Annotated in this window: 17 protein-coding genes; 7 read left to right on the top strand and 10 right to left on the bottom strand. The window is 66.4% G+C overall.

The features are described from left to right. Positions 1–72: 72 nt before the first annotated feature. The 6 genes from Q9R19_RS01760 to Q9R19_RS01735 all read right to left on the bottom strand — a co-directional run bounded on the left by Q9R19_RS01760 (position 73) and on the right by Q9R19_RS01735 (position 10,055). Complete coding sequence (locus Q9R19_RS01760; RefSeq protein ID WP_311254628.1) at positions 73–4,944, bottom strand: PKD domain-containing protein; 4,872 nt, start codon at positions 4,942–4,944, stop codon at positions 73–75. A gap of 50 nt (positions 4,945–4,994) precedes the next feature. Then, a complete protein-coding gene (locus Q9R19_RS01755) occupies positions 4,995–5,540 on the bottom strand; it encodes a DUF4352 domain-containing protein (RefSeq protein WP_311254627.1) in 546 nt (181 codons plus the stop codon). A 144-nt stretch (positions 5,541–5,684) separates the two neighbouring features. Next, positions 5,685–6,542 (bottom strand): hypothetical protein, encoded by an 858-nt coding sequence (locus tag Q9R19_RS01750; RefSeq protein WP_311254626.1) that lies wholly within the window; start codon positions 6,540–6,542, stop codon positions 5,685–5,687. After that, entirely contained in the window at positions 6,539–7,468 is a 930-nt protein-coding gene (locus Q9R19_RS01745) for a glycosyltransferase family 2 protein (protein ID WP_311254625.1), read from the bottom strand. Before Q9R19_RS01745 ends, Q9R19_RS01750 begins: the two co-directional genes overlap by 4 nt. A 149-nt stretch (positions 7,469–7,617) precedes the next feature. Beyond that, a complete protein-coding gene (locus Q9R19_RS01740; RefSeq protein WP_311254624.1) occupies positions 7,618–9,075 on the bottom strand; it encodes a hypothetical protein in 1,458 nt (485 codons plus the stop codon). A 383-nt stretch (positions 9,076–9,458) separates the two neighbouring features. Then, positions 9,459–10,055, bottom strand: coding sequence for a low molecular weight phosphatase family protein (locus Q9R19_RS01735; protein WP_311254623.1), 597 nt, complete (start codon positions 10,053–10,055; stop codon positions 9,459–9,461). A 166-nt stretch (positions 10,056–10,221) separates the two neighbouring features. On the opposite strand from Q9R19_RS01735, the gene Q9R19_RS01730 reads away from it, so the two are divergent. The 3 genes from Q9R19_RS01730 to Q9R19_RS01720 are packed head-to-tail and all read left to right on the top strand — an operon-like array spanning position 10,222 to position 12,952. Next, complete coding sequence (locus Q9R19_RS01730) at positions 10,222–10,941, top strand: CDP-alcohol phosphatidyltransferase family protein (protein ID WP_311255842.1); 720 nt, start codon at positions 10,222–10,224, stop codon at positions 10,939–10,941. Between the two features lie 38 nt (positions 10,942–10,979). Then, on the top strand, positions 10,980–12,002 hold the full coding sequence (locus Q9R19_RS01725) for a glycosyl transferase (RefSeq protein WP_311254622.1): 1,023 nt from the start codon (positions 10,980–10,982) through the stop codon (positions 12,000–12,002). Continuing rightward, a complete protein-coding gene (locus Q9R19_RS01720; RefSeq protein WP_311254621.1) occupies positions 11,999–12,952 on the top strand; it encodes a glycosyltransferase in 954 nt (317 codons plus the stop codon). Before Q9R19_RS01725 ends, Q9R19_RS01720 begins: the two co-directional genes overlap by 4 nt. Positions 12,953–12,955: 3 nt before the next feature. Here the strand turns inward: Q9R19_RS01720 and Q9R19_RS01715 are convergent, their stop codons facing one another. After that, positions 12,956–14,389 (bottom strand): hypothetical protein, encoded by a 1,434-nt coding sequence (locus Q9R19_RS01715; protein ID WP_311254620.1) that lies wholly within the window; start codon positions 14,387–14,389, stop codon positions 12,956–12,958. Between the two features lie 94 nt (positions 14,390–14,483). Here Q9R19_RS01715 and rfbA point away from each other — a divergent pair, with 94 nt between their 5' ends. Genes rfbA through Q9R19_RS01700 form a run of 3 tightly spaced genes read left to right on the top strand, consistent with a single transcriptional unit; the run spans position 14,484 to position 17,763 of the window. Further along, a complete protein-coding gene (gene rfbA / locus Q9R19_RS01710; protein WP_311254619.1) occupies positions 14,484–15,356 on the top strand; it encodes a glucose-1-phosphate thymidylyltransferase RfbA in 873 nt (290 codons plus the stop codon). Then, the gene (gene rfbB / locus Q9R19_RS01705; RefSeq protein ID WP_311254618.1) at positions 15,353–16,348 is read left to right on the top strand and encodes a dTDP-glucose 4,6-dehydratase; all 996 of its coding nucleotides are present in this window, start codon (positions 15,353–15,355) and stop codon (positions 16,346–16,348) included. Before rfbA ends, rfbB begins: the two co-directional genes overlap by 4 nt. Then, positions 16,345–17,763, top strand: coding sequence for a bifunctional dTDP-4-dehydrorhamnose 3,5-epimerase family protein/NAD(P)-dependent oxidoreductase (locus Q9R19_RS01700; protein WP_311254617.1), 1,419 nt, complete (start codon positions 16,345–16,347; stop codon positions 17,761–17,763). Before rfbB ends, Q9R19_RS01700 begins: the two co-directional genes overlap by 4 nt. Before the next feature lie 173 nt (positions 17,764–17,936). On the opposite strand, the gene glmM is transcribed toward Q9R19_RS01700, so the two are convergent. From glmM to rplM, 3 genes are read right to left on the bottom strand one after another with little or no spacing between them, the layout of a single operon-like run. Beyond that, positions 17,937–19,298 (bottom strand): phosphoglucosamine mutase, encoded by a 1,362-nt coding sequence (gene glmM / locus Q9R19_RS01695; protein WP_311254616.1) that lies wholly within the window; start codon positions 19,296–19,298, stop codon positions 17,937–17,939. 17 nt (positions 19,299–19,315) lie between these two features. After that, on the bottom strand, positions 19,316–19,804 hold the full coding sequence (gene rpsI / locus Q9R19_RS01690; RefSeq protein WP_311254615.1) for a 30S ribosomal protein S9: 489 nt from the start codon (positions 19,802–19,804) through the stop codon (positions 19,316–19,318). Between the two features lie 29 nt (positions 19,805–19,833). After that, on the bottom strand, positions 19,834–20,280 hold the full coding sequence (gene rplM, locus Q9R19_RS01685; RefSeq protein ID WP_311254614.1) for a 50S ribosomal protein L13: 447 nt from the start codon (positions 20,278–20,280) through the stop codon (positions 19,834–19,836). Between the two features lie 504 nt (positions 20,281–20,784). Between rplM and Q9R19_RS01680 the strand changes: the two genes are divergently transcribed. Continuing rightward, entirely contained in the window at positions 20,785–21,714 is a 930-nt protein-coding gene (locus Q9R19_RS01680; RefSeq protein ID WP_311254613.1) for a hypothetical protein, read from the top strand. Positions 21,715–21,838 lie beyond the last annotated feature (124 nt).

Below are 21,838 nucleotides of genomic sequence, written 5' to 3'. Positions count from 1 at the left end.
TGCCGACATCGGTCGTTGCACGGAGAGTGCCGCCGGGCGGCTTCCGCCCGGCGGCACTCTCGGTACGCGACGTCAGCGAACGTTGAGGTCGTCGAAGGCGATCGTCACCGGGCCGTTGGTGGCGGAGCCGCTCACGTAGGTCGTGAGTGCGATCGACCCCGGCACCTGCAGCGAGGATTCGTCATCGGTGGCGGCCACGAGCCACGCGGACGGCTCGTCCGTTCCCGCAGCCCAGACCTTCACCTGCACGGTCGTGCTCCCGCCACCTACGGTGGTCTGAACGCGGACGTTCAGCACGGCGTCCGCTGCGTACGTGTAATCCGGCAGCACCTTGTTCGCCATCAGGGTCTCGGCCGTCCCGACGACCTTCGCAACTCCGACGCGCACGACGCCGCCGGCGGCGACCTGCAGCTTTGCACGGTACTCGCCTGCCGCGCTGCGGTGCACGCCGTAGTTGACGTGTGTGCTCCCGGCGTCCACGACGCGATCCAGCGAAAGGGAGAACCGGGAATCACTCGTGTCGGACTGCACTTCATCCAGCGACACTCGCAGCGTCTGCGACCTGTTGTTGGTCACCAGACCCTTGCCGCCACTCACCGACAACCCCTTCGTCCCCGACCAGGCGCCACCGGCCGAGGCGGTCCCCCATCCAGACGCGACGTCACTGGAGAAGTCGTCCCAGGCCACGAACTGCTCCGAGGTCACGAGCACCGACTTCGTGGAACTCGAGGTCGCACCGAAGCTGTCGGTGACGGTCAGCTCGACTTCGTAGCTGCCCGCGCTCGCATAGGTGTGCGTCGCGGTCTCACCAGTGCCGGGCGCCGACTCGTCGCCCCAGTTCCACGAGAACGAGTCGATGCCCCCGCCTGCGGCAGCCTTCGACGACGACGCGTCGACAGAGACGGTGAGGTCGGATGTTGATGCATTGAAGTCCGCGGTCGGCGCCGCTCGCGTCACCGTCACCGGCGTGGCCGCTTCGACGCTGTGCGCTCCGAAACTGTCGGTCACAACGAGCTTGACCGTGTAGGTCCCGGGCTGGGCGTAGACGTGGCTCGGTGCAGCTTCGGTGGAGGTCTCCCCGTCACCGAAGTCCCAGTCGTAACCCACGATCGCTGCCCCGTCGTGAGACTGCGAACCGGTTGCCGAGAACGCGACCGTGAGCCCGTCGGGAGTCGCACCGATCGCGGCCGTCGGCGCTACGTGCGCAACCGCCTCGGTCGCCCTGATGGCGACGTCGTCGACCATGACCACGATGGGCCCGTTGGTCACGCTTCCGGTCACGTATGTGCCCACGCCGAACGCACCCGCACCTTGCAGCGCGGCCGCAGCGCTGACGGCGGTGACAGTCCAGTCGGAGGGCTGTGCCGTACCGGCCGGCCAGACCTTCGCCTTCAGCTGCGTACCGTCACCCTGTGTGGTGACCGCGAAGCGGATGCTGAGCCGGTCATCCGGCTGGAGGACGACGTCGGACAGGCGCGTGGTAGCGATGAGTGCCTCAGCGGAGTTCAGCGTCTGCGTCAGGTTCACGATCACCGAGCCGTTCGCAGCGATCCTCAACTTCGTCCCGTAGCTGTCGGTTCCGACTACTCGCCCGAACACATTGAAGTGCAGGCCGCCGCCGTCGGCGATCTTGTCGAAGCCGACCGTCAGCGTCGTGTCGAAGTCCGCGAGGTCGAGGCCCGCCAACGTCGCCTTCCGCGTCTGCGATTTGTTCGCCGTCAGCTTTCCGAAGCCATCGCTCACGCTGAGCCCGGTGCTGCCCGTCCATGTGCCGCCTTGATCGGCGGCGTCCCACCCCGAGGACACCGAGCGTTCGAAACCGTCCTTCACGACGAAGTCCGATGCGTCGACGCTCTGCGTCTTCGTCGCACTCGCGCCAAGCGAGTCGAGCACTGTCAAAGTGATGTCGAATGCGCCGGCCTCAGTGTACGTGTGCGACGCCGTCACACCGGTTTCGGCAGCGCTCCCATCGCCCCAATCCCAGCTGTATGTGAGCGTCGCATCGTCCGAGGCCGTCGACTCGCTCGCATCGACGTTCACGTCGAGAGCGGACACCTGGGTGCTGAACTCCGCGGTCGGATCGGCATGGGCGACCGTCACTGTGGCCGTCACCGGGGCGCTCGCAGCTCCCAGGCTGTCCGTGACCACGAGTGAGACGGTGTAGTCACCGGCCTGCGCGTACTTGTGCGAGGGCGCGAGCGCCGTCGACGTCGTGTCGTCGCCGAAGTCCCAGGCCGCCGCCGCGATGGTCGCTTCTCCCGCAGCCGTGGACGCAGCGGAGTCGAAGGACACGGTCAGGCCATCTGCGGTTTCGCCGATGACTGCCGTCGGCGGCTGGTGAGGCTCGGTTGCCGTGACCGTCTCAGTGCTGCTGGCCTGTGTCCCATGCGCATCAGTCACCGTGAGAGTGACGGTGTAGGTACCCGCCTGCTGATACACGTGTTCAGCGTTCGCCCCCGTGACGACGGCGGAATCGTCGCCGAAATCCCATTGATAGGACGTTGGCGTCTGGCCATCTCCCGCGGTCGATGCGGATCCGTCGAAGCTCCAGGTGAGGTCCTGGCCGGCGACGCTGAAGTTCGCGGTCGGCAGCTGGTTCCCGATCCCGAGAGCGTAGTGCCGGTCGACCTGCTGCGCAGTCAGCGCTCCGGAATAGACCGCCACCTCGTCGATCTTGCCGCTGAAGTAGTCACTCGACGGGTCACTCGGCCACCCGCTGAGGTTGTCTCCGCCGATCCGCCAGTACCCGAGGTACGATTGCGCCGTCGTCGTGCTCGGGTCATTCGCAGCGAGTTCCCCGTCGACGTAGAGCGCCATACCTTCGGCACTCTGAGTCGCGACCACATGGTGCCAGCTGGCGTCCGCATACGAGGTGCCGGTCGGCGTTGAGACTGTCCGCACGGCGCTCGGGTAGTTGCCGTAGACCAGGCGTCCGTCAGACGTCAGATAGACGTGCCGGTCGTAGGAGCCGGAGTCACCAGTCGACGCGCTTCCGTACCCGATCAGTTTGCCGGTGGCCCCCGAGTTCGCCTTGAACCAGAGCTCGACGCTGTATGCCGCAGGGGCAGCCACGGTCTTCGAAGAGGCGGCGAAGCCCTGTCGACTGCCATCGAACGTGGCCGAGCCTCCGGCCTCGCCCGAGATCGCGGAGTCGGAGCTCGCCGAGTACCCGGCCCGCGTCACGGCATTGTTGCTGCCTGCCCAGTCGATCCGCGGATCTGGCTGATTGAAGCGCCAGTACAGCGAGGGTCCGTCTGCCAGTACCTCATCCGCGTACGCCGACGGAGGCGTGGAAGTCACCTGCACTGTGATCGAGCTGCTGGTCGAGGTGTTGCCATCTCCGTCCTTGGCGCGGACCGTGTAGGTGTGGGTCGACCCCGGTGTCAGGCCCTTTGCTGAGAGCTTGACGTCGGGCATGTTCCAGAACGTCGACGATGCCTCAGTGCTGGCAGCAGGAGCTGTCGCACCGTCCTCCCAGAGTTCGTAGGTGAGATCCCGATCATCCCGATCCCAGTTTGCACTGACGACCACATCTACAGTCCCACCGCGCACCGATCTGCCGCTGGGCTGCCAGTCAGAACCAGACAGACGGGGACCCTGCTTCGCGCCGCCCTGAGGGTCGCGAGCGAAACGCACGAGTCCCTGCTGACGCTGATTGTTCACGCCGATGAACTCGCCACCGAAGACGACGTAATCGGAATCGCCCGTCACTGTCCAGGCCGCCTGGCCCATCCCCGTTGCAGTGCCACCCAGCCAATCGGGATACCAGTTGACTGCGGCCGGAGCCGTGTAGCCGCTCCAGTCTGCGTAGATACTGTTCACGTAAGGCGAGCGGGTCAGCGTTCCCTTGGCTGCGGCTGTGTACACAGTCGCGTTGCGCATCGTGCCGTTGCCCTGCGGGAGACCGCCGGCAGTGGTGCATTCATGCTCGTGCCCGGTGCTGTAGACGTTGACGCCGTCGCTGAAGACCCCGTAATGATCGCCGTGGCAGTCCGCGATCCACACGACATCGCCCTGCGCGGTGTCGGCGGCGAACAGCCCCTCGAGGTTGCCCGTGGGCACGTCGGCGAACACCCAGCCGGTGCCGTACACATTGTGCGCGTCGGTCGTGAGAGACCAGATCCCCGCCTTGCCTGAGTTGCCACTGCCGTCGTTACGGCCGTTCTTGACGACGTTCGCAACGTTCCAGGGCAGCAGCGCGCCGTTGCTCAGATCCAGCGCGGCGAGTCCCCGCTGCTCGACGTTGTTCACGTGTGCGAACCGCCCGGCCGCGACAAGCTTCTGTCCGTCCGGAGCCATCACCATCGAGTCGACTTGCAGGTCAGTGGTCGGTGCCCAGCCGACGACCTTCCCCGCAACGTTCGCGGCGGCGAAGTTCGTGCGCGGCTGTCCACCGGCTGCGCCGATCAGACCGCCGAAGTAGACCGTGGAATCGGTAGCGACGATGGCATTGACATATGAGCCGCCGATCGCAGGCTTGAACGTGGCGGACAGAGCGCCTGTGGCGGTATCGAAGGCCGCCACGTTGAACCTCGTCGTCGATCCGACCTTGGTGAAAGTCCCACCCACGTAGAGCGTGTTCCCATCTGGGGAAAGCGCGAGCGCTTTCACCGTGCCGTTGACCTGTGGGTCGAACGGCAGCAGGTTTCCCGTCCTCACATCGTAGGCAAGCAGGTTGGACCGCGGCGTCAGGTTCGTTCCCGGAGCAGCTCCGGCAGGACGCGTCTGCGAGAATGATCCTCCCGCGTACACGACATTGCCGTGCATGACCTGCGTCCAGACGACGCCGGAGTCGATCTGCACGGTGGGCAGCACGTCTGCCGTGACCAGCGATGGGTTTCGCTGCTCGATCGGCGCGGGCCCAGGCAGCACGTCAGCCGCCGCTGCAGTCGCTCCAGCACCGACGACCAGCGAAGCGCCGATCACGGCCGCGGCCGAGAGCACGACTGCGGAGCGTAAGATTCTCTTCCCCAGCATCAGATTCCCCAGTTTTCTCATGATCCTTCGGCGAAACGCGCCATCGTCGTTCCTGCCAGGTATTGAACGCTCACAACGAAAGCGCTTCGCGCCTTCTCCGGGAGCAGAAAGACGTAAACCGCATCTGCCGTGCCGCCTGCACGGACCGTGCCCTGGAACGGGCGATACGGATCCGACGTGGTCGGCTGTCCGAGAACACCGTCAGCTCCGGTGAGCGAGACCATCGCAGACGAGACATCGATGGCCTTGTCGCTGTCGTTGTCGATCGTGAGCGACACCGCGACTGCGGCACCCGCGATCTCGCCAGGCGTCTCCGCCTTGACGTCCAAAGGACTGACCTTGTCGATGCGCGCTTGTACGCCGCCACCCAGCTCAGCCGGTTCCTTCAGCGTCACCTCGGTCGTCGGCACGGGCGCAGGAGACTCCTCAACATCGTCGACAGTCGATCCCCCGGGTGCCGGCACCGGTGTGGACCAAGCCGGCGTTTGGCTCTTCACCGGCTGCAGCGCCTCGTCCGCCTGCGGCGTGCACGCGGCAGACGCCAAGGCCACGAAAGCTGCCATCGCGATCGCGCAGAGAGCGCGTAGCGTTCGAGTCACCTCAAACTCCCCAGATTCCCCTCAAGGAATGTTGCGGCCGTATCCCAGTGGCCATCAACACTCCGACAATTCCCCACGACGCAATCTAGTGCTTCGCCCCCGACTTGTCTACCCTTCAGCAGACTTTCGCTTGAAAGGGCGCGTGGGGTCATCCACACGGGTGAGGGCCGTCGCATCGAATCGCGACTTCTCACCGGTCATCGAGGTCTCGAGGCGCACTTCCGGTCCTGCGAGGTACCGTGCAAGTTCGGGAAAGCTCGAGTAGTGCGGAGCGAGGATATGTGTTGAGCTCGCCAGCATATAGAGGTCGACCACCGCAGCGCGGAGCGCCGAAAGGCTGTTGTACGGACCCTTCTCTCGGATCGCGTGGACATCGTCGAACCTCGAGCACACCTGATCCAGCGCATCGGTGGTGTCGGCCGAGACGAATACCGGGATATGGGGATGGTCACGGCGGACGTCGCCGATGCGCTTCAAGTACCACTCCAGCGGAGACTCCGCTCGCGTGCGTTCGTGCGACACAGAGTGGGAGCGGATCATGACCCCTAGGTAGGGGCGTCCGCGCAGCTCAGCGTCGAACAGTTCTTCAACGCGTTCGGTGATCGGCGCGACGGGGCGCAGACGACGCAGGCGGGGATGCCACGTGTCGATGGCTCCGTCGACGACGATGGGTTGTGCCGTACGAATCTGCCAGACGGCGTCCCCGTCGGCCTCCATACGCCAGTCTGCGGATGCATCCCGGTATGGATGGCGAATCGCCAGCATTCGGGACCGCGGCACCGAGATCTGTCGCATGTCGGCCTGCCACAGATCGTCGAGGCGGGCGCCGAAGGCTCTCCCCGTGGGCCAGACGTAGGCGAAATCGCGCCCGGTGGACTCGGCGAGATCCTGCGCGGAGAGCACCACCCGAATGCGGTTTCCCAAGCCGTGGTGGAGTCTCGTGACGGCAATGATCGAACGATTCATGACACGCTGCCACCGGCTGTTCGGCTGTGTGCCGCTTCGACGCGACGCGACGCACGCAGGTAGCGCCATCCTTCCCAAGTTCCTCGGAGGACCGGACCGATGTTCTGGGCGGGGCGAAGAAACTGTCTCCGCCCGCCTCGCTTCAGGATTCCCCACGCCGCGGTGACCGAACTGCGCAACCAGCGAGACTGTGCCGCGCGTCCTACGTGCTTGGCCGCGAAGACCAGCCGGTTGCGCGCATTGAAGCGATAGTAGATCGGCGACTTCGCCTGGGAGCCCGTCACCTGTGTTCCGCCGGCACTGTGCACGGCGCGAATGGTTGGATCGACACGCACTCGTCCGCCGAGCTCTCCGGCTCGCACCGAGAAGTCGACGTCCTCCCAATACAGGAAGTAGTCGTCGTCGAATCCGCCGATACGCTGCCAGAACTCTGCACCGATTGCCAGGCACGCACCGCTGACCCAAACCGCTGTCTCCGGGTAAGAGCGGTCGTCCTCTCTCCTGCGGATACGCCCCCGGGTGAGGTCGAGTTCCATCTCCGAGGAGAAATGCGATCCGTCGGGTCGCAGGACGACGGGTGCGACGATTACGTCTGGCTCGTTCACAGCGTGTATCAGCTGCTCGAAGCCATCATCGAGCAGATGCGCGTCGGGATTGAGCAGTACGAGTGTCCCCGCCCCGCGAGCGATCGCCTCGGCGGCTGCGATGTTCATCCCGCCGCCGAATCCGAGATTCTCATCAGGCGTCAGGAGGACCCAGCCGCTTCGCTGTGCCAGCGCGGTCATTGCGACGCGCTCAACCTCCGTCGTCCAGTTGTCGACGACGACGACAAGCGTCTCGTCCGGCATCGCCGTACGACCGATGTTCTCCCTTACCAGTTCGTGCGAGCCATAGCTGACGACCAGCAATGCAGCAGGGTGACTCACGCGTTCCCCCTTCCGCGGACTCCGCCGGAACCCCAGATCCCAGACACCATGCGACCAGTATGGCCGACGGGGAGCGCTCGTGGCTCCCGTCACACGATCAACGGTGCCACCGGCCGGGCGACGGGGCCGCCTCGGCCGGTGCACCGGGCTCACCGCGGGACGTAGCTCGACATAGCCGCGCCGCCGGAGTACCAGGAGTTGCCGCTCAACGATGGAGCATTGCTGGACGGCGCAGTGACAGCGCACGTGGCGAACACGCGATCCGGTCCGAAAACGTTCTTCTCGACAATCGGACGAACGGGGCTGGGAGTACTGGCGATGTTCACCGAGCACCCTCCGCCCTGGATGTAGTTGCCGCGGATGACGATCGATCCCAGCTTCGCGCGGGATGTGCTCTGCGATATCTGAATCGCCGCATTGTGAGCGTCCTCGAGCCGATTTCCCTCGATGACGAGGGAAGTCCCACCGACGATCTGGATCGAATCGTCGTGGGTCGGGGTGCCGCCCTGCTCGCGATCCTTCTCCCAGTGGGAGGTGTCGTGCAGCCACGAACTGCGGACGATCACATTGTTGCCGACGATGTGCACCGGATCGACGACACCATGAATGTTGACCCGCTCTGCAGTGAAGTTCGAGCCCAGGATTCCGTACCACAGCGGGTCGGGCGTCGCGGCATACAGTTCTGAGTCGACGATTCGGAACGGTTGCCCGGAGCGGATGTTCGTGACCAGCCCGGTGCTGCTGGCTCTGCTACCACCGATGATCTTGGAGTTCTTGATGACCACTCCTGGCGCTTCGATCCGGATGGTGCCCCGAACTTCGAGGCCACTGATCACCGCGTTCGGTGTGTTGACCACGATGTCGCCATTGTGCACCTTCAACGCCGTCCCAGCAGGAACGCCCGTGTTCGATGCGGACAGCCCCCGCGCCTGAGTGGCAGTCGCCCCTCCAGCGTCGCGATCGGGCACTGCGGGCTTCGGGGCTGCGGGCTTCGGGGCTACAGGCTTCGGGGCTGCAGGCTTCGGCGCTGCAGGCTTCGGCGCGACCGTCTTCGTCGGCTTCGGCGCGACCGTCTTCGTCGGCTTCGGCGCGGCGGACTTCGTCGGCTTCGGCGCGGCGGATTTCGTCGGCTTCGGCGCAGCGCTGTCAGCGCCCTTCGCTGGTTTGAGCGCCGCCTGTCCCGGCGCGGAAGACGAGGCGGAGACCACCGAGAAAGTCGCTGCCGGAGAACGCTTCGACGTGTAGAACTCCAGGCGAGACGTGCCAGCGGAACGAATGCGGCGCACCGAACCATCAGTCGCCTTCACGCTCAGCAGCTTCGCTGCGCCCACACGAACAGAGGCTGCAAGAGCTACCTTGGTGGCACCGGTCGCAGACATGGTGAGTGTGAGACGCTGCCCGCTCTTGAGACGCTGTGGCGCGACCGCTGCGGTCAGAGTCGTCAAGGTCTGAGCCTTCTTGGCGCCGTTGGCCCGTTTGATGGTGAGCGTGAACTTGCCTCCCGGCCACACCCGAACCTGGCCGAGATAGGCACCGGAGGATCCGGATCTGACACGTACAGTGCTGTAGACCCCATCGCCAGTGGCGGGAACCTTCTTGAGCGACATCGTCGCAGTCGCGGCAACGTCGCGTCGCGTCGCGGAGGAGATGGCTACGGTCTTCTCAGACCCGGGCACGACTTTGACAGCGGTGCTCGCGGTCGCACGCGTCGGCGAGCTCGCCGGCGCCGGGGCGAAGGATGCACCAGCGAGCGTGACGGCCACTGCTGCGACCACCGCGGCTGCGGTACGAGTGAGGCGCGAGGACTTGAAACGAGAGCTTGTTCGGGCAGGATGTAGCGATGCGTGAGGGGAGGGCATGTATCAGAATCCATTCGGGGGAGGAGACGATCGTGACCCTCGGGGACGAGTCCTGATCGACACTGACCGGCACTATGTTACGCGATTGTGATCTGGAAGTCTCCTGACCGTGTCCATTGATGGAACAGATTTCATTCGAGCACCATCCGTGCAACCCGTTCCAGCTGCGCGATCGGCCCGTCCAACTGGCGTGTGGATCTCTCGTATACCCAGGACGAGCGGCGGTACGGATCGATCACATCGTCGTCCTTCGGCCGCACTGTTGATGCTCCGCGCCGGGCGGCCACGACCGCTGCCACTGCGCGCATCCCCGCCGGAGGATCACCCCGATGGCGGTCAGCCACGCCGCGCATCTCGGTGTCGGTCAGCATCGCGGCAAGGCGAGCAAACTCGCGCGCCGTGAAGGTTCGGCGCATCAGAGTCGGCTCCAGCGCGAGGATGCGCGAACGATGTTCGCGCGTCATGGCGATGACGAGATCCGAGCCCAGAAGCATCGTTCTGTCCACCGCGCGGGCGGTGTGCGCGCCCAGTTCGCGGGCATCCGCACCCCGGCTCAGAGCCACCCGCTGCGCGGGTTTCGGCATCTCCTGTCCGACTGCGGCTCGCACTCCTGCGCTACGGACGCGCACACCGACGTCGCGCAGACGAGCGTTCAGGATCGACTCGGCAATCGGAGAACGACAGATGTTGCCCGTGCACACGGCCAGGATCGTCGGCGCCTCACTCACATGCCCACCATAAGGTCTGGGCAAACCGTTACGGCCATATGAACAGTGACCTGTCCTTCCCTCCACGCGGCTCGCGCGCGCACCCCCAGCGAGCGCACGCAGCGAATCACTAAACTGAGTGCTCAGCGCCGGATGTGGGGTCTGGCATGAGGGGCAGGGGACTTTCATGACTCGTAGTGCGAGTGTGGGCAGCGCGATGGCGTCGCTGCGATCAGCGCAGAAGTCGAATGCGGGTGCCGCAGCGTATTCACGATTCGTGAACCGCCCGCTGGGCCGGTTCTTCGCAGCGGTTGCGTTCGTGCTGAGGATGACGCCGGACCAGGTGACCGTGATCAGCGCCATCTGCACGCTCACGGGAATCGCGCTCATCGCCGCGCTTCCACCCACGCTGGGCACATCCGCCCTCATCGTCGCGCTGCTGGTGCTCGGCTACGCACTCGACTCGGCAGACGGTCAGCTCGCACGCCTGCGAGGCGGGGGCACTCGACGAGGCGAGTGGCTCGACCACATGTTCGACGCGCTCAAGATCGCGACCATCCACCTCGCCGTCTTGGTGTGCTGGTGGCGCTTCTACGAACTCGACACGGCGATGCTGCTGTTCCCGATCGCCTTTCAGGTAGTCGCGAACGTCATGTTCTTCGGATTCGTACTCACCGATCTGATCCGCCGCTCATCCCCGTCTCCGGAGCCGGCATCCTCTCCTCAGTATCGCCTGTCGCCGCTGTACTCGCTGGCAGTCCTGCCCAGCGACTACGGCCTGCTTCTCCTCGTATTCATCCTGCTGTGGCTCCGCCCGGCCTTTGTCATCGTGTATGGCTTACTGACGGTCGCGAACGCCCTCCTGCTCGGCGCGGCTGCCTTCCGCTGGTATCGCTCTCTGGGCTGACCGCAGAGTGGGCGCCATTGAAAAAGAGAGGAGATGCCATGCCCAGCATCCGTGTGATGCAGACATTCGGTGCGCCGAGGACGACGACCAACCCGTATATCGTCCAGCTGGCGCACGCCATCGAAGCCGATCCGCGCATCACGCATGTTCCGTTCAGCTGGCGGTCAGCACTCATCGAGCCCCTCGACGTCGTCCACGTCCACTGGGCGGACGCGGTGCTCGCTGGACGCACGCCGCTGACCCGACTCGCCAAGCGCGTGGCTTTCGCTCTCTTCGTCGCCCGTGTTCGTCTGTTCCGCATCCCGGTCGTACGCACCGTGCACAATCTCACAGAGCCGTCGGTGGGGCCCGTCGACCGCGCGCTGGTCCGCGCGTTGATCGGCAGAACCACTCTGCGCATCCACCTCAGTCCGACGACACCGGACGAAGAGGGCACACCAGCCGTGCTCATCGAGCATGGGCACTACATCAACTGGTTCGGCCAATACCGGAAATCTGACGCCGTCACGGGTCGGATCGGGTACGCGGGACTGCTCAAGGCTTACAAGGGGATTGACCGCCTCCTGAGCGCCTTCAGCGAGTCCCATATGCCAGGACTGTCGTTGCGCGTGGCGGGAAAGCCTGCGGACGCCCAGACCGACCGCTTCGTCCGAGAGCGCGTAGCATCTCTCCCCCGCGCGGAGGCAGACCTGCGCTACATCAGCGAGGCAGAGCTCGTGACGCTCGTCACTTCGAGTGAGCTGATCGTGCTCCCCTACATCGTGATGCACAATTCGGGGGCCGCGCTCGCCGCGCTGTCCCTCGAACGCCCGATCCTGGTGCCAGACAATCCTACGAATCGAGCCCTCGCGAACGAGGTCGGACCGGGGTGGGTCCATCTCTTCCAAGGTGAACTCACCGCTCAGGGACTCGATGACGCCATTCAGGACCTCCGTGCTTCACCGCCGACGCAGAAGCCGCGGCTCGACAACCGCGAGTGGACCCATGCGGGACGTCGCCATGTCGATGCATACCTGCAGGCCATGACACTCAACAACCGCCATCGAAAGGATCTCCCGTGAGGCACCACGTCGTCGCGATCCCGACATTCAAGCGTCCCGAGGCGATCGCTCGTGCCCTCGACGCCGTGCTGCCGCAGCTGGCGGATCTCCCGCACGGTGAGTCCGCCTCGCTACTGGTGGTGGACAACGACCCGGCCGAGAGCGGCCGAGAAGCGGTGCAGTCGCGAGGAGTGCGTTACGTCGTCGAGCCCTCACCCGGCATCGCGGCCGTCCGCAACCGCGCGCTGCACGAATGCAGCGGCGCCACGACGGTGATCTTCCTCGACGATGACGAAGTCGCCGAGCCAGGATGGCTGGCCGCCATCACACGCGTCTATAGAGACCTTCAGCCCACTGCAGTCGCCGGAAAGGTCCTCACTCCTCTTCCGCGCGATGTTGACAGGTGGGTGAGAGCCAGCGGTGCCTTCGAACGACCGAAGCGGCATCATCTGCAGCTGATGCCGGAAGCAGCAACGAACAATCTGCTTCTCGACTGCGCGGCCGTCGAGCGACTGAAACTGAGGTTCAACGAGCAGTTCGGACTCACGGGCGGCAGCGACAGCATGTTCACGCGTCTGCTCACCCAGAGAGCAGGAACGATCCGCTGGGCAGAGGATGCGGTCGTCGTCGAGCAGGAGGATCCCGCTCGATTCAGCAGAAACTGGGTGCTCATGCGGATGTTCCGTTTCGGGAACTCCGCAACCCGCGTGAACGTGACTCTGGAGGCGACTGCACTCGGTCGACTCAGGGCGAGGACACTGATGGTGTTCAGGGGAGCTGTTCGGATCGTCGGTGGAGCGATCAGATGGCTTCGCGGGGTTCTGACGCGGTCACTGCTCCATCGGTCGCGCGGTCTCATCACGGTTTATCGCGGCGCCGGGATGATTGCGGGCAGTGCCGGATACGCGTACAACGAGTACGGTCGCCGGCGCAGGACAGCAGAGCGCGCCGCATCGAAGCCGGGATCGTAAGGCCTAGGGCCGCTGAGCGTCACTCACGATAGGCCGGAACTTGCCCCGCACGGGCTCGATCTCGTCAACGACCTTCAGAGTGACCGGCGCTTCCCCGCCGACGTGGGCGCGCAAACGCGCTACACGCTCCTCAGCCACCTTGCGAGCATCGGAATGCTCCGTGAGGCGCAGCGTCACCTCTACACCGAAGTCCTCGCCCTGGTAGACCTGATACTGACGAATCTGGTCGCTGCAGCCTTCGAAGTAGTCGAAGATGTCTCCCGTGAGTGTGCGCCCGCTGGGAAAGACGAGCGAGTCCACGATGCGGCCGTCGATGCGTGTCACACGGCCGAAGGGCCGTCCGCACGCGCACGCTCCGTCGAGGCGAGAAGTGCGATCGCCGATGCGGTATCGCACGAGCGGGAAGACGCGGTTCTCGAAATCGGTGAACACGGTCTCGCCGGACTCGCCCACATCGCACGGCGAGCCGTCCTCACGGACGACCTCGAGCCGCTTGATGTCCTCGAAAACATGCAGCCCGTCCTGCTCCTGGCACTCAGCGGCCAGCCAGTTGCTCTCCGTCGATCGATATACGTTGTAGACGCGGCCGCCATACACCGACTCCATCTCGCGACGGTGTCCCTCGAACAGAGGACCAGCGGTCACCGCCACCGCCTTCGCGGGCTCGAGCGACTCGTTTCGTCGTGCGGCATGCTGTGCGACGGTGGAGATGCCTCCGATGAATCCCACGACGTACTGGGGACGATATTGGTGCCACTCCGAGAGGAATCGCTCCAGCGTGGCATCGTCGAGTTCGAGCGTATGGAAGAGCATCCGCTGGATGGGCCACCAGAAGACGCGGTGCTGCCACTTGCGGGATCCCTTGCGCCACGACCGGTCGATCGTCGCGGCGTTCTCCCACGGCGAGACGCCCCACCACCCCATCGCGCGCCATTCGTATGCGCGAACGGGGGCGCGCCGATCGCTGAACACGGTCAGCGGATGACCGGTGCTACCGCTGGACACACTCTTGACCGCGTTCTTCGGTGTCGCGTCGGCGGTTCGGATCCGATCGAAGTTCTCACGGATCATGTCCTTGGTCAGGAAGGGCAGAGCGGTGAACACCGCCGGGTCTTCGAGATCAGCGCGAGAGAAGCCGTGAGCACTGTACAACTCGCGGTAGAACGCAGAGTTCTCGAACGCGAACCGCGCGATCTCGACCGCACGACGGTCTCTCAGCTGTGTGATCTGCTCGGGCGACAGGCGGTCGTGCGACTCCAACTCGCGCCATGCGCGGAAGCTGGATGGCGACAGCGCGCGGGACTTGGTGCGAAATGCGAGCTCGTTCAACTTGCTCATGATGATTCTCCCCAGGTTGGCGACGGCACGTCTCCCCAGATCCTGCTGTGCCGACGCTTCAGTGTGGCACAACAGTCGCCGTGCGGAAAGGGCGATCACACGCCGCAACGGCAATATCGCTACGCTGAGAGGGCGCGGCTGTGGGAGTCGCACTGAGAGGGCTGCCCTCATGCAGCCGGATCAAGGAGAACGCATGAAGGGCATCATTCTCGCCGGGGGCTCCGGCACGCGTCTGCATCCGATCACCCTGGGGGTGTCGAAGCAGCTGGTGCCGGTGTACGACAAGCCGATGGTCTACTACCCGCTGTCCACGCTCATGCTGGCGGGCATCGACGACATCCTGGTGATCACCACGCCGCACGACGCCGCGCACTTCGAGCGTCTGCTCGGCGACGGCTCGCAGTTCGGCATCCGCATCTCCTTCGCCCAGCAGCCCTCCCCCGACGGACTGGCTCAGGCGTTCACGATCGGCGCCGACTTCATCGGCGACGACTCGGTGGCGCTGGTGCTCGGCGACAACCTGCTCTACGGCCCCGGCGTGGGCACCCAGCTCAAGCGCTTCTCGACCATCGACGGCGGCGCGGTGTTCGCCTACTGGGTCGCCGAGCCCACCGCGTACGGCGTGGTCGAGTTCGACGCTTCCGGCGCGGCCGTCTCGCTCGAGGAGAAGCCCGCGCAGCCCAAGAGCAACTACGCCGTCCCCGGCCTCTACTTCTACGACAACGACGTCGTATCGATCGCCCGCGACCTGCAGCCGTCGGCGCGCGGCGAGTACGAGATCACCGACGTGAACCGCGAGTACCTGCGGCGCGGCAAGCTGCAGGTGCAGGTGCTCCCCCGCGGCACCGCCTGGCTCGACACCGGGACGTTCGACCAGATGACGGATGCCGCCGACTACGTGCGCACCATGGAGCGCCGCACCGGCATGAAGATCGGCGCCCCCGAGGAGGTCGCCTGGCGGCAGGGATTCCTCTCGGATGCCGCGCTGCGCGAACGCGCCGAGAAGCTGGTCAAGTCGGGCTACGGCTCCTACCTGCTGGAGCTGCTGGAGAGGGGCGAGCGTTGAACCTGCTGGTCACCGGCGGTGCCGGATTCATCGGATCGAACTTCGTGCACCACGTGGTCGCGCACACCGACCACCACGTGACGGTGCTGGACAAGCTCACCTACGCCGGCAACCTCGCCTCGCTCGAGGGGCTGCCCGCCGATCGGGTGACGTTCGTGCAGGGCGACATCGCGGATGCGGCGCTGGTCGACTCGCTGTTCGCGAAAGCGGATGCCGTGGTGCACTACGCCGCCGAATCGCACAACGACAACTCGCTTGCCGATCCGTCGCCGTTCCTGCACACCAACATCATCGGCACGTACACGCTGCTCGAGGCCGCCCGCAAGCACGACGTGCGCCTGCACCACATCTCCACCGACGAGGTGTACGGCGACCTGGAGCTGGACGATCCCGAGCGCTTCACCGAGACCACCCCGTACAACCCGTCCTCGCCGTACTCGTCCACCAAGGCCGGCTCCGACCTGCTCGTCCGAGCCTGGGTGCGCTCCTTCGGCGTACGGGCCACCATCAGCAACTGCTCCAACAACTACGGCCCGTACCAGCACGTGGAGAAGTTCATCCCCCGGCAGATCACCAACGTCATCCGCGGCATCCGTCCCAAGCTGTACGGCGCCGGGCTGAACGTGCGCGACTGGATCCACGCCGACGACCACTCGTCGGCCGTGCTGCGGATTCTGGATGCCGGTGAGCTCGGCCAGACCTACCTGATCGGCGCCGACGGCGAGAAGGACAACAAGAGCGTGGTCGAGCTGATCCTCACCATGATGGGGCAGCCCGCCGACGCGTACGACCACGTCACCGACCGCGCCGGACACGACCTGCGCTACGCCATCGACTCCACTCGGCTGCGCACCGAACTGGGCTGGCAGCCGCAGTACGGCGACTTCGAGGCGGGCCTGGCCGACACCATCGACTGGTACCGCGCGAACGAGCAGTGGTGGGCGCCCGCCAAGGACGCCACCGAGGCCTTCTACGCGGAGAAGGGGCAATGAGCCTCGAGTTCGGCAGAGCGCTCAGCGTCACCACCACACCCATTCCCGGTCTGCTCGTGGTGGACCTGCCCGTGCACGGCGACAACCGCGGCTGGTTCAAGGAGAACTGGCAGCGCCAGAAGATGACGGATGCCGGACTGCCGGACTTCGGCCCGGTGCAGAACAACATCTCCTTCAACGACCAGGTCGGCACCACCCGCGGCATCCACGCCGAGCCGTGGGACAAGTTCGTCTCGGTCGCCACCGGACGCATCTTCGGCGCCTGGGTCGATCTGCGCGAGGGCGCCACATTCGGCACCGTGTTCACGATCGAGCTCGACCCGTCGCGCGCTGTGTTCGTGCCGCGCGGCGTGGGCAACTCGTACCAGACGCTCGAACCCGACACCGCCTACGCCTACCTGGTCAACGACCACTGGTCGCCCGACGCCGAGTACGCGTTCCTGAACCTCGCCGACCCCACCGCGGCGATCGAGTGGCCGATCCCGCTGCAGGGCGCCGAGATCTCGCAGAAGGACCTGCAGCATCCGCAGCTGGGCGAGGTCACGCCCGTGCCGCCGCGCCGGATGCTGGTGCTCGGCGCCAACGGACAGCTGGGCCGTGCCCTGGCATCCGAGTTCAGCGACCTCGGCCACGTGGAGTTCGCCACGCGCGACGACCTCGACCTGGCATCCGGCGATCTCTCCGCCGCGCGCCGATGGCGGGACTACGGCGTGATCATCAACGCCGCCGCCTACACCGCCGTCGACGCCGCGGAGACGCCCGAGGGCCGCGCGGCGGCCTGGACGGCCAACGCCGCGGGACCGGCCGCGCTCGCCCGCATCGCCACCGAGCACGGCATCACCCTGGTGCACGTCTCCAGCGACTACGTCTTCGACGGCACGGCCGAGCAGCCCTACGCCGAGCACGCCGCGCTCAGTCCGCTGGGCGTGTACGGGCAGTCGAAGGCGGCCGGCGACCTGGCCGTGGCGACCGCTCCCCGCCATTACATCGTCCGCACCTCGTGGGTGATCGGCGACGGAGGCAACTTCGTGCGCACCATGGCATCCCTCGCGCAGCGCGGCATCGATCCCGACGTCGTCGACGACCAGACCGGGCGTCTCAGCTTCACGGCGGACATCGCCCGCGGCATCCGGCATCTGATCAGCACCGGGGCCGCGTACGGCACCTACAACCTCACCGGCTCCGGCGCCGCCCGCACCTGGGCCGACATCGCCCGCGACGTGTTCCGCCTGACCGGGCACGACCCCGACCGCGTCACCGGGGTGAGCACCGCCGACTACTTCGCCTCGGCCGCCGGTCCGGTCGCACCGCGGCCGCGCAACAGCGTGCTCGACCTGCAGAAGATCATCGACGCCGGATTCACGCCGCCCGACGCAGAAACCGCTCTCTCGGAATACCTCGCCACGCGCGACTGACCGCGCAGGACCGCGCCGCACTCATATACTGGCGGAGTGGCATCGTCTGGACATGCCACTGGCGCGGAACAGCATCCCCAGTGCACCGCGCCAGGTGCAGAGCGTCCCCAGCGCCTGTGCCGGAGGCCCCGACGAGTCCCCACTCGCCGGGGCCTCGCTGTCGCATCCTGCGCTCAGAGAGCCAGATTCCTGCGCACGACCTCGGCGAGCGACTCCGCGTGGGCGCTGGCGGTCTCGGCATCCGCCGCCTCCACCATCACCCGCACCAGCGGCTCGGTGCCCGACTTGCGCAGCAGCACCCGCCCGCTCGAGCCCAGCTCGCCCTCGACGGCCTTCACCGCGTCCTGCACGCCCGCGTGATCCGAGACCGCGTCCTTGTCGACGTCGGGCACGTTGATCATCACCTGCGGATACACCGTCATGATCGATGCGAGCTCGGCGAGCGACTTCTTCTGACGGGCCATCTCGGCCACCAGGTGCAGGCCGGTGAGCACGCCGTCGCCCGTCGTGGCGAAGGCGCGCATGATCACGTGGCCGGACTGCTCGCCACCCAGCGAGAAGCCGCCGTTGTTCATGTCCTCGAGCACGTAGCGGTCGCCGACGCCGGTCTTGCGCACGGTGATGCCGTGCTCGCGCATGGCGATGTGCAGGCCGAGGTTGCTCATCACGGTGGCCACCAGGGTGTTCTCGGCGAGCCGTCCGCGGCTCTTCATCGCCACCGCCAGGATCGCCATGATCTGGTCGCCGTCCACGATGTTGCCGCCGGCGTCGACCGCCAGGCAGCGGTCGGCGTCGCCGTCGTGCGCGATGCCCACGTCGGCGCCCACGCGCACCACCTCGGCGGCCAGCTTGTCCAGGTGGGTCGAGCCGACGCCGTCGTTGATGTTGATGCCGTCGGGGTCGGCGCCGATCACCGTCACCTTGGCGCCGGCGCTGCGGAACGCCTCGGGGGATGCTCCGGATGCCGCGCCGTTGGCGCAGTCGAGCACCACGTGGATGCCGTCCAGTCGGTGCGGCAGCGAGGCCAGCAGGTGCAGCACGTAGCGATCCTCGGCATCCGAGAATCGGCTCACCCGACCCACGTCGGCGCCGGTGGGCTGCAGCTTGGTGCCCGCCAGCATGGTCGCCTCGATGCGCTGCTCGACCTCGTCGGGCAGCTTGACACCGCCGCGAGCGAAGATCTTGATCCCGTTGTCCGGGGCCGGGTTGTGGGATGCCGAGATCATCACGCCGAAGTCGGCGTCGATGTCCGAGATCAGGAACGCCGCCGCCGGGGTCGGCAGAGTGCCGGCATCCAGCACATCCACGCCGGAGGAGGCGAGACCCGCCTCGACGGCAGCGCTGAGGAAGTGACCCGAGATGCGCGGATCACGGGCGACGACCGCGGTGAGGCGCCGGCCTGCGGCCCTGCGCGCCTCGGCGATACGGCCCTGACCCAGGACGACGGCGGTCGCCTGGGCCAGGGTGAGCGCGAGCTCGGCGGTGAGGGGGCCGTTGGCCAGCCCCCGCACCCCGTCGGTACCGAACAGTGCCATTGAAGGAACTGCGCGGATCAGCGCTTGGAGTACTGAGGAGCCTTGCGGGCCTTCTTGAGACCGGCCTTCTTGCGCTCGATGACGCGGGCGTCACGAGACAGGAAGCCCGCCTTCTTGAGGGTCGGACGGTTGTTCTCCACGTCGATGTTGTTCAGCGCACGGGCGATGCCCAGGCGCAGAGCACCGGCCTGACCCGAGTCGCCGCCACCCGAGATGCGCGCGATCACGTCGTACGCGCCCACGAGGTTCAGTGCGGTGAACGGGTCGTTGATCAGCTGCTGGTGCAGCTTGTTCGGGAAGTAGTCCTCGATCGTGCGACCGTTGACGGTGATGGTGCCCGAACCGGGGACCAGACGCACGCGGGCGATGGCCTGCTTGCGACGGCCCACGGCAGCGCCCGGCACGGAGAGCACGGGGCGGGGAGCCGACGACTCCGCGACCTCGGTCTCGGGGGTCGAGGTGGTGAAGTTCTGCGGGAATTCGGTGGTGTCCTGGTTGTCAGCCACGAGTATGTCCTTTGAAGTCTGGGAGGCGCTTACTGGGCGACCTGGTCGAGGGTGTACGGCGTCGGCTGCTGAGCGGCGTGCGGGTGCTCGGCACCGGCGTACACCTTGAGCTTGGCGAGCTGCTGACGACCCAGGGTGTTCTTCGGGAGCATGCCGCGGACGGCCTTCTCCACGGCGCGAACCGGGTTCTTCTCGAGAAGCTCGGCGTAGGACGTGGCCGTCAGGCCGCCCGGGTAGCCCGAGTGGCGGTAGGCCTTCTTCTGCAGAAGCTTCTGACCCGTGAGGGCGACCTTCTCGGCGTTGACGATGACGACGAAGTCGCCGGTGTCGACGTGGGGTGCGAAGGTGGGCTTGTTCTTGCCGCGCAGGATTGCGGCGGCGTGCGAAGCCAGGCGGCCGAGAACGACGTCGGTGGCGTCGATGACGACCCAGTCACGCTGGACCTGCCCGGCCTTCGGGGTGTAAGTGCGCGTCACGATAGTGCTGCTTTCTTGATTCGAACGGAGGAGTTCGTGAATCCCACTCCGGGGTGCTTCGCTGCCAGGGGTTCCTGAGCCTGTCGAAGGGCGCCAGTGGAGGGCTCACGTTCGTCGTATCCACCCCGCGCGCAGCGCAGAGCGGACACCAAGGGTTTAGCTTACACCATCGTCGTAGGATGGCCCGTCCTGCGCTGGTCAGGCTTCCTGGGGCCCGGGCCTCAGGCCTGGGGTCTGGGGCTCACTCTTCGCGGGTCCCACTTCGCGCCCTCCCCATCCCCCACCCCGCCATTCAGGCCCCGCGACACGCGCGGACCGCATGCACCCACCTTTCGCGGGTCCCACTTCGCGGCCTCCCACGCCCCCACCCCGCCATTCAGGCCCCGCGACACACCCGGACCGCATGCACCCACTGCTCTCCACAATTCAACGATCGCGCGAGTTGTCCACAGTCACCGGGTTCTGCGGCATCCGCTGTCCGCGGCGACGCTCAATGTTGTTCGCATGCCAGTTCCACCCGCACCGCTGCCTCATCTCCTCGGGGCGCAGTTCAGCACGACCGATGCTCTGCGTGCCGGAATCAGCCGCTCCCGCCTGCGAGCGCGCGACCTGACGGCCCCGTTCCATGGGGCTCGCCGCACCGCATCCGACATCCGGGATGAAGACAAGGAGCTCGCCGACGACTCCGCACCGCTCGCATCTAGCCACGCGGCGGCGCGCCGGATGCGGTCGAAGGCGAAGTGCTTCCTCACAGTCATGCCGCCGGGCGCGTTCATCTGCGGACGCAGCGCCGCCGTCATCCGCGGCTACCCGGTCGACGCCCCGACGGATCTCGACGTCGCCGTGCTCTCGCCTCGGCGTGCGCCGAAGGGCGTCGGCGTGAAGGGCAGGCGCATCGAACCGCGGCTGGTGTCGGTCGAGCGGGTCGACGGCATCCCGATCTCCTCAGCGGCGTCGACCTGGACGATGCTCGCCCGCGACCTGAGCACACGGCAGCTGATCATCGTCGGCGATGCGATCGTGCACGTGCCGCGCGACAGGTACGGCACGCCGCATCCGGAGGAGGCGGATGCCACGCTCGAGCAGCTGCTCGAGGCCGTGGCATCCGGCCGCCAGATCGGCGTGAAGAAGCTGCGCACAGCACTGGAGCGGATCCGGGTGGGCAGCTCGTCGCCGCTGGAGACCGAGTACCGTCTGGATGCCGAGGATGCCGGGCTGCCCGAACCCGTGCTCGACTTCGAGGTGCGCGACGACCACGGCCGCCTGCTCGGGATCTCGGAGTTCGCGTACCCGTCGCTCCGGGTAGCCATCGAGGTCGAGGGGACCACCATCGCACGTCGCGAGAGCAGTGGAACCGCGATCTGCAGAAGTACCGCGACTACGCGGCAGCCGGCTGGGATGTGGTGCGCCTCACCGCCAACGACATCCGCGTGACGCGCCGCGCACCTCGCATCGTGCGCGACGCTCTCGCCCGCCGCGCCTGAAGCTCCGGCGGGTTCGCGCGCCCGCACCCCGCTCCCCAGGTCCTCGCCCACCCCGCACCTCACTTCGCGGGTCC

Origin of the sequence: Microbacterium sp. ARD32, assembly GCF_031844385.1 — a bacterium.
Lineage (GTDB): Bacteria > Actinomycetota > Actinomycetes > Actinomycetales > Microbacteriaceae > Microbacterium.
This window is presented reverse-complemented; position numbering and strand designations above follow the sequence as displayed.

What these genes read in the sequence shown, in the direction of transcription:
- Q9R19_RS01750 (WP_311254626.1), bottom strand. Translation starts at nt 6,542, where the DNA reads ATGAATCGTTCGATCATTGCCGTCACGAGACTCCACCACGGCTTGGGA.
- Q9R19_RS01755 (WP_311254627.1), bottom strand. Translation starts at nt 5,540, where the DNA reads ATGGCAGCTTTCGTGGCCTTGGCGTCTGCCGCGTGCACGCCGCAGGCG.
- Q9R19_RS01700 (WP_311254617.1), top strand. Translation starts at nt 16,345, where the DNA reads ATGAGCCTCGAGTTCGGCAGAGCGCTCAGCGTCACCACCACACCCATT.
- rfbA (WP_311254619.1), top strand. Translation starts at nt 14,484, where the DNA reads ATGAAGGGCATCATTCTCGCCGGGGGCTCCGGCACGCGTCTGCATCCG.
- Q9R19_RS01725 (WP_311254622.1), top strand. Translation starts at nt 10,980, where the DNA reads ATGCCCAGCATCCGTGTGATGCAGACATTCGGTGCGCCGAGGACGACG.
- Q9R19_RS01680 (WP_311254613.1), top strand. Translation starts at nt 20,785, where the DNA reads ATGCCAGTTCCACCCGCACCGCTGCCTCATCTCCTCGGGGCGCAGTTC.
- Q9R19_RS01730 (WP_311255842.1), top strand. Translation starts at nt 10,222, where the DNA reads ATGACTCGTAGTGCGAGTGTGGGCAGCGCGATGGCGTCGCTGCGATCA.
- Q9R19_RS01740 (WP_311254624.1), bottom strand. Translation starts at nt 9,075, where the DNA reads ATGTCGCTCAAGAAGGTTCCCGCCACTGGCGATGGGGTCTACAGCACT.
- glmM (WP_311254616.1), bottom strand. Translation starts at nt 19,298, where the DNA reads ATGGCACTGTTCGGTACCGACGGGGTGCGGGGGCTGGCCAACGGCCCC.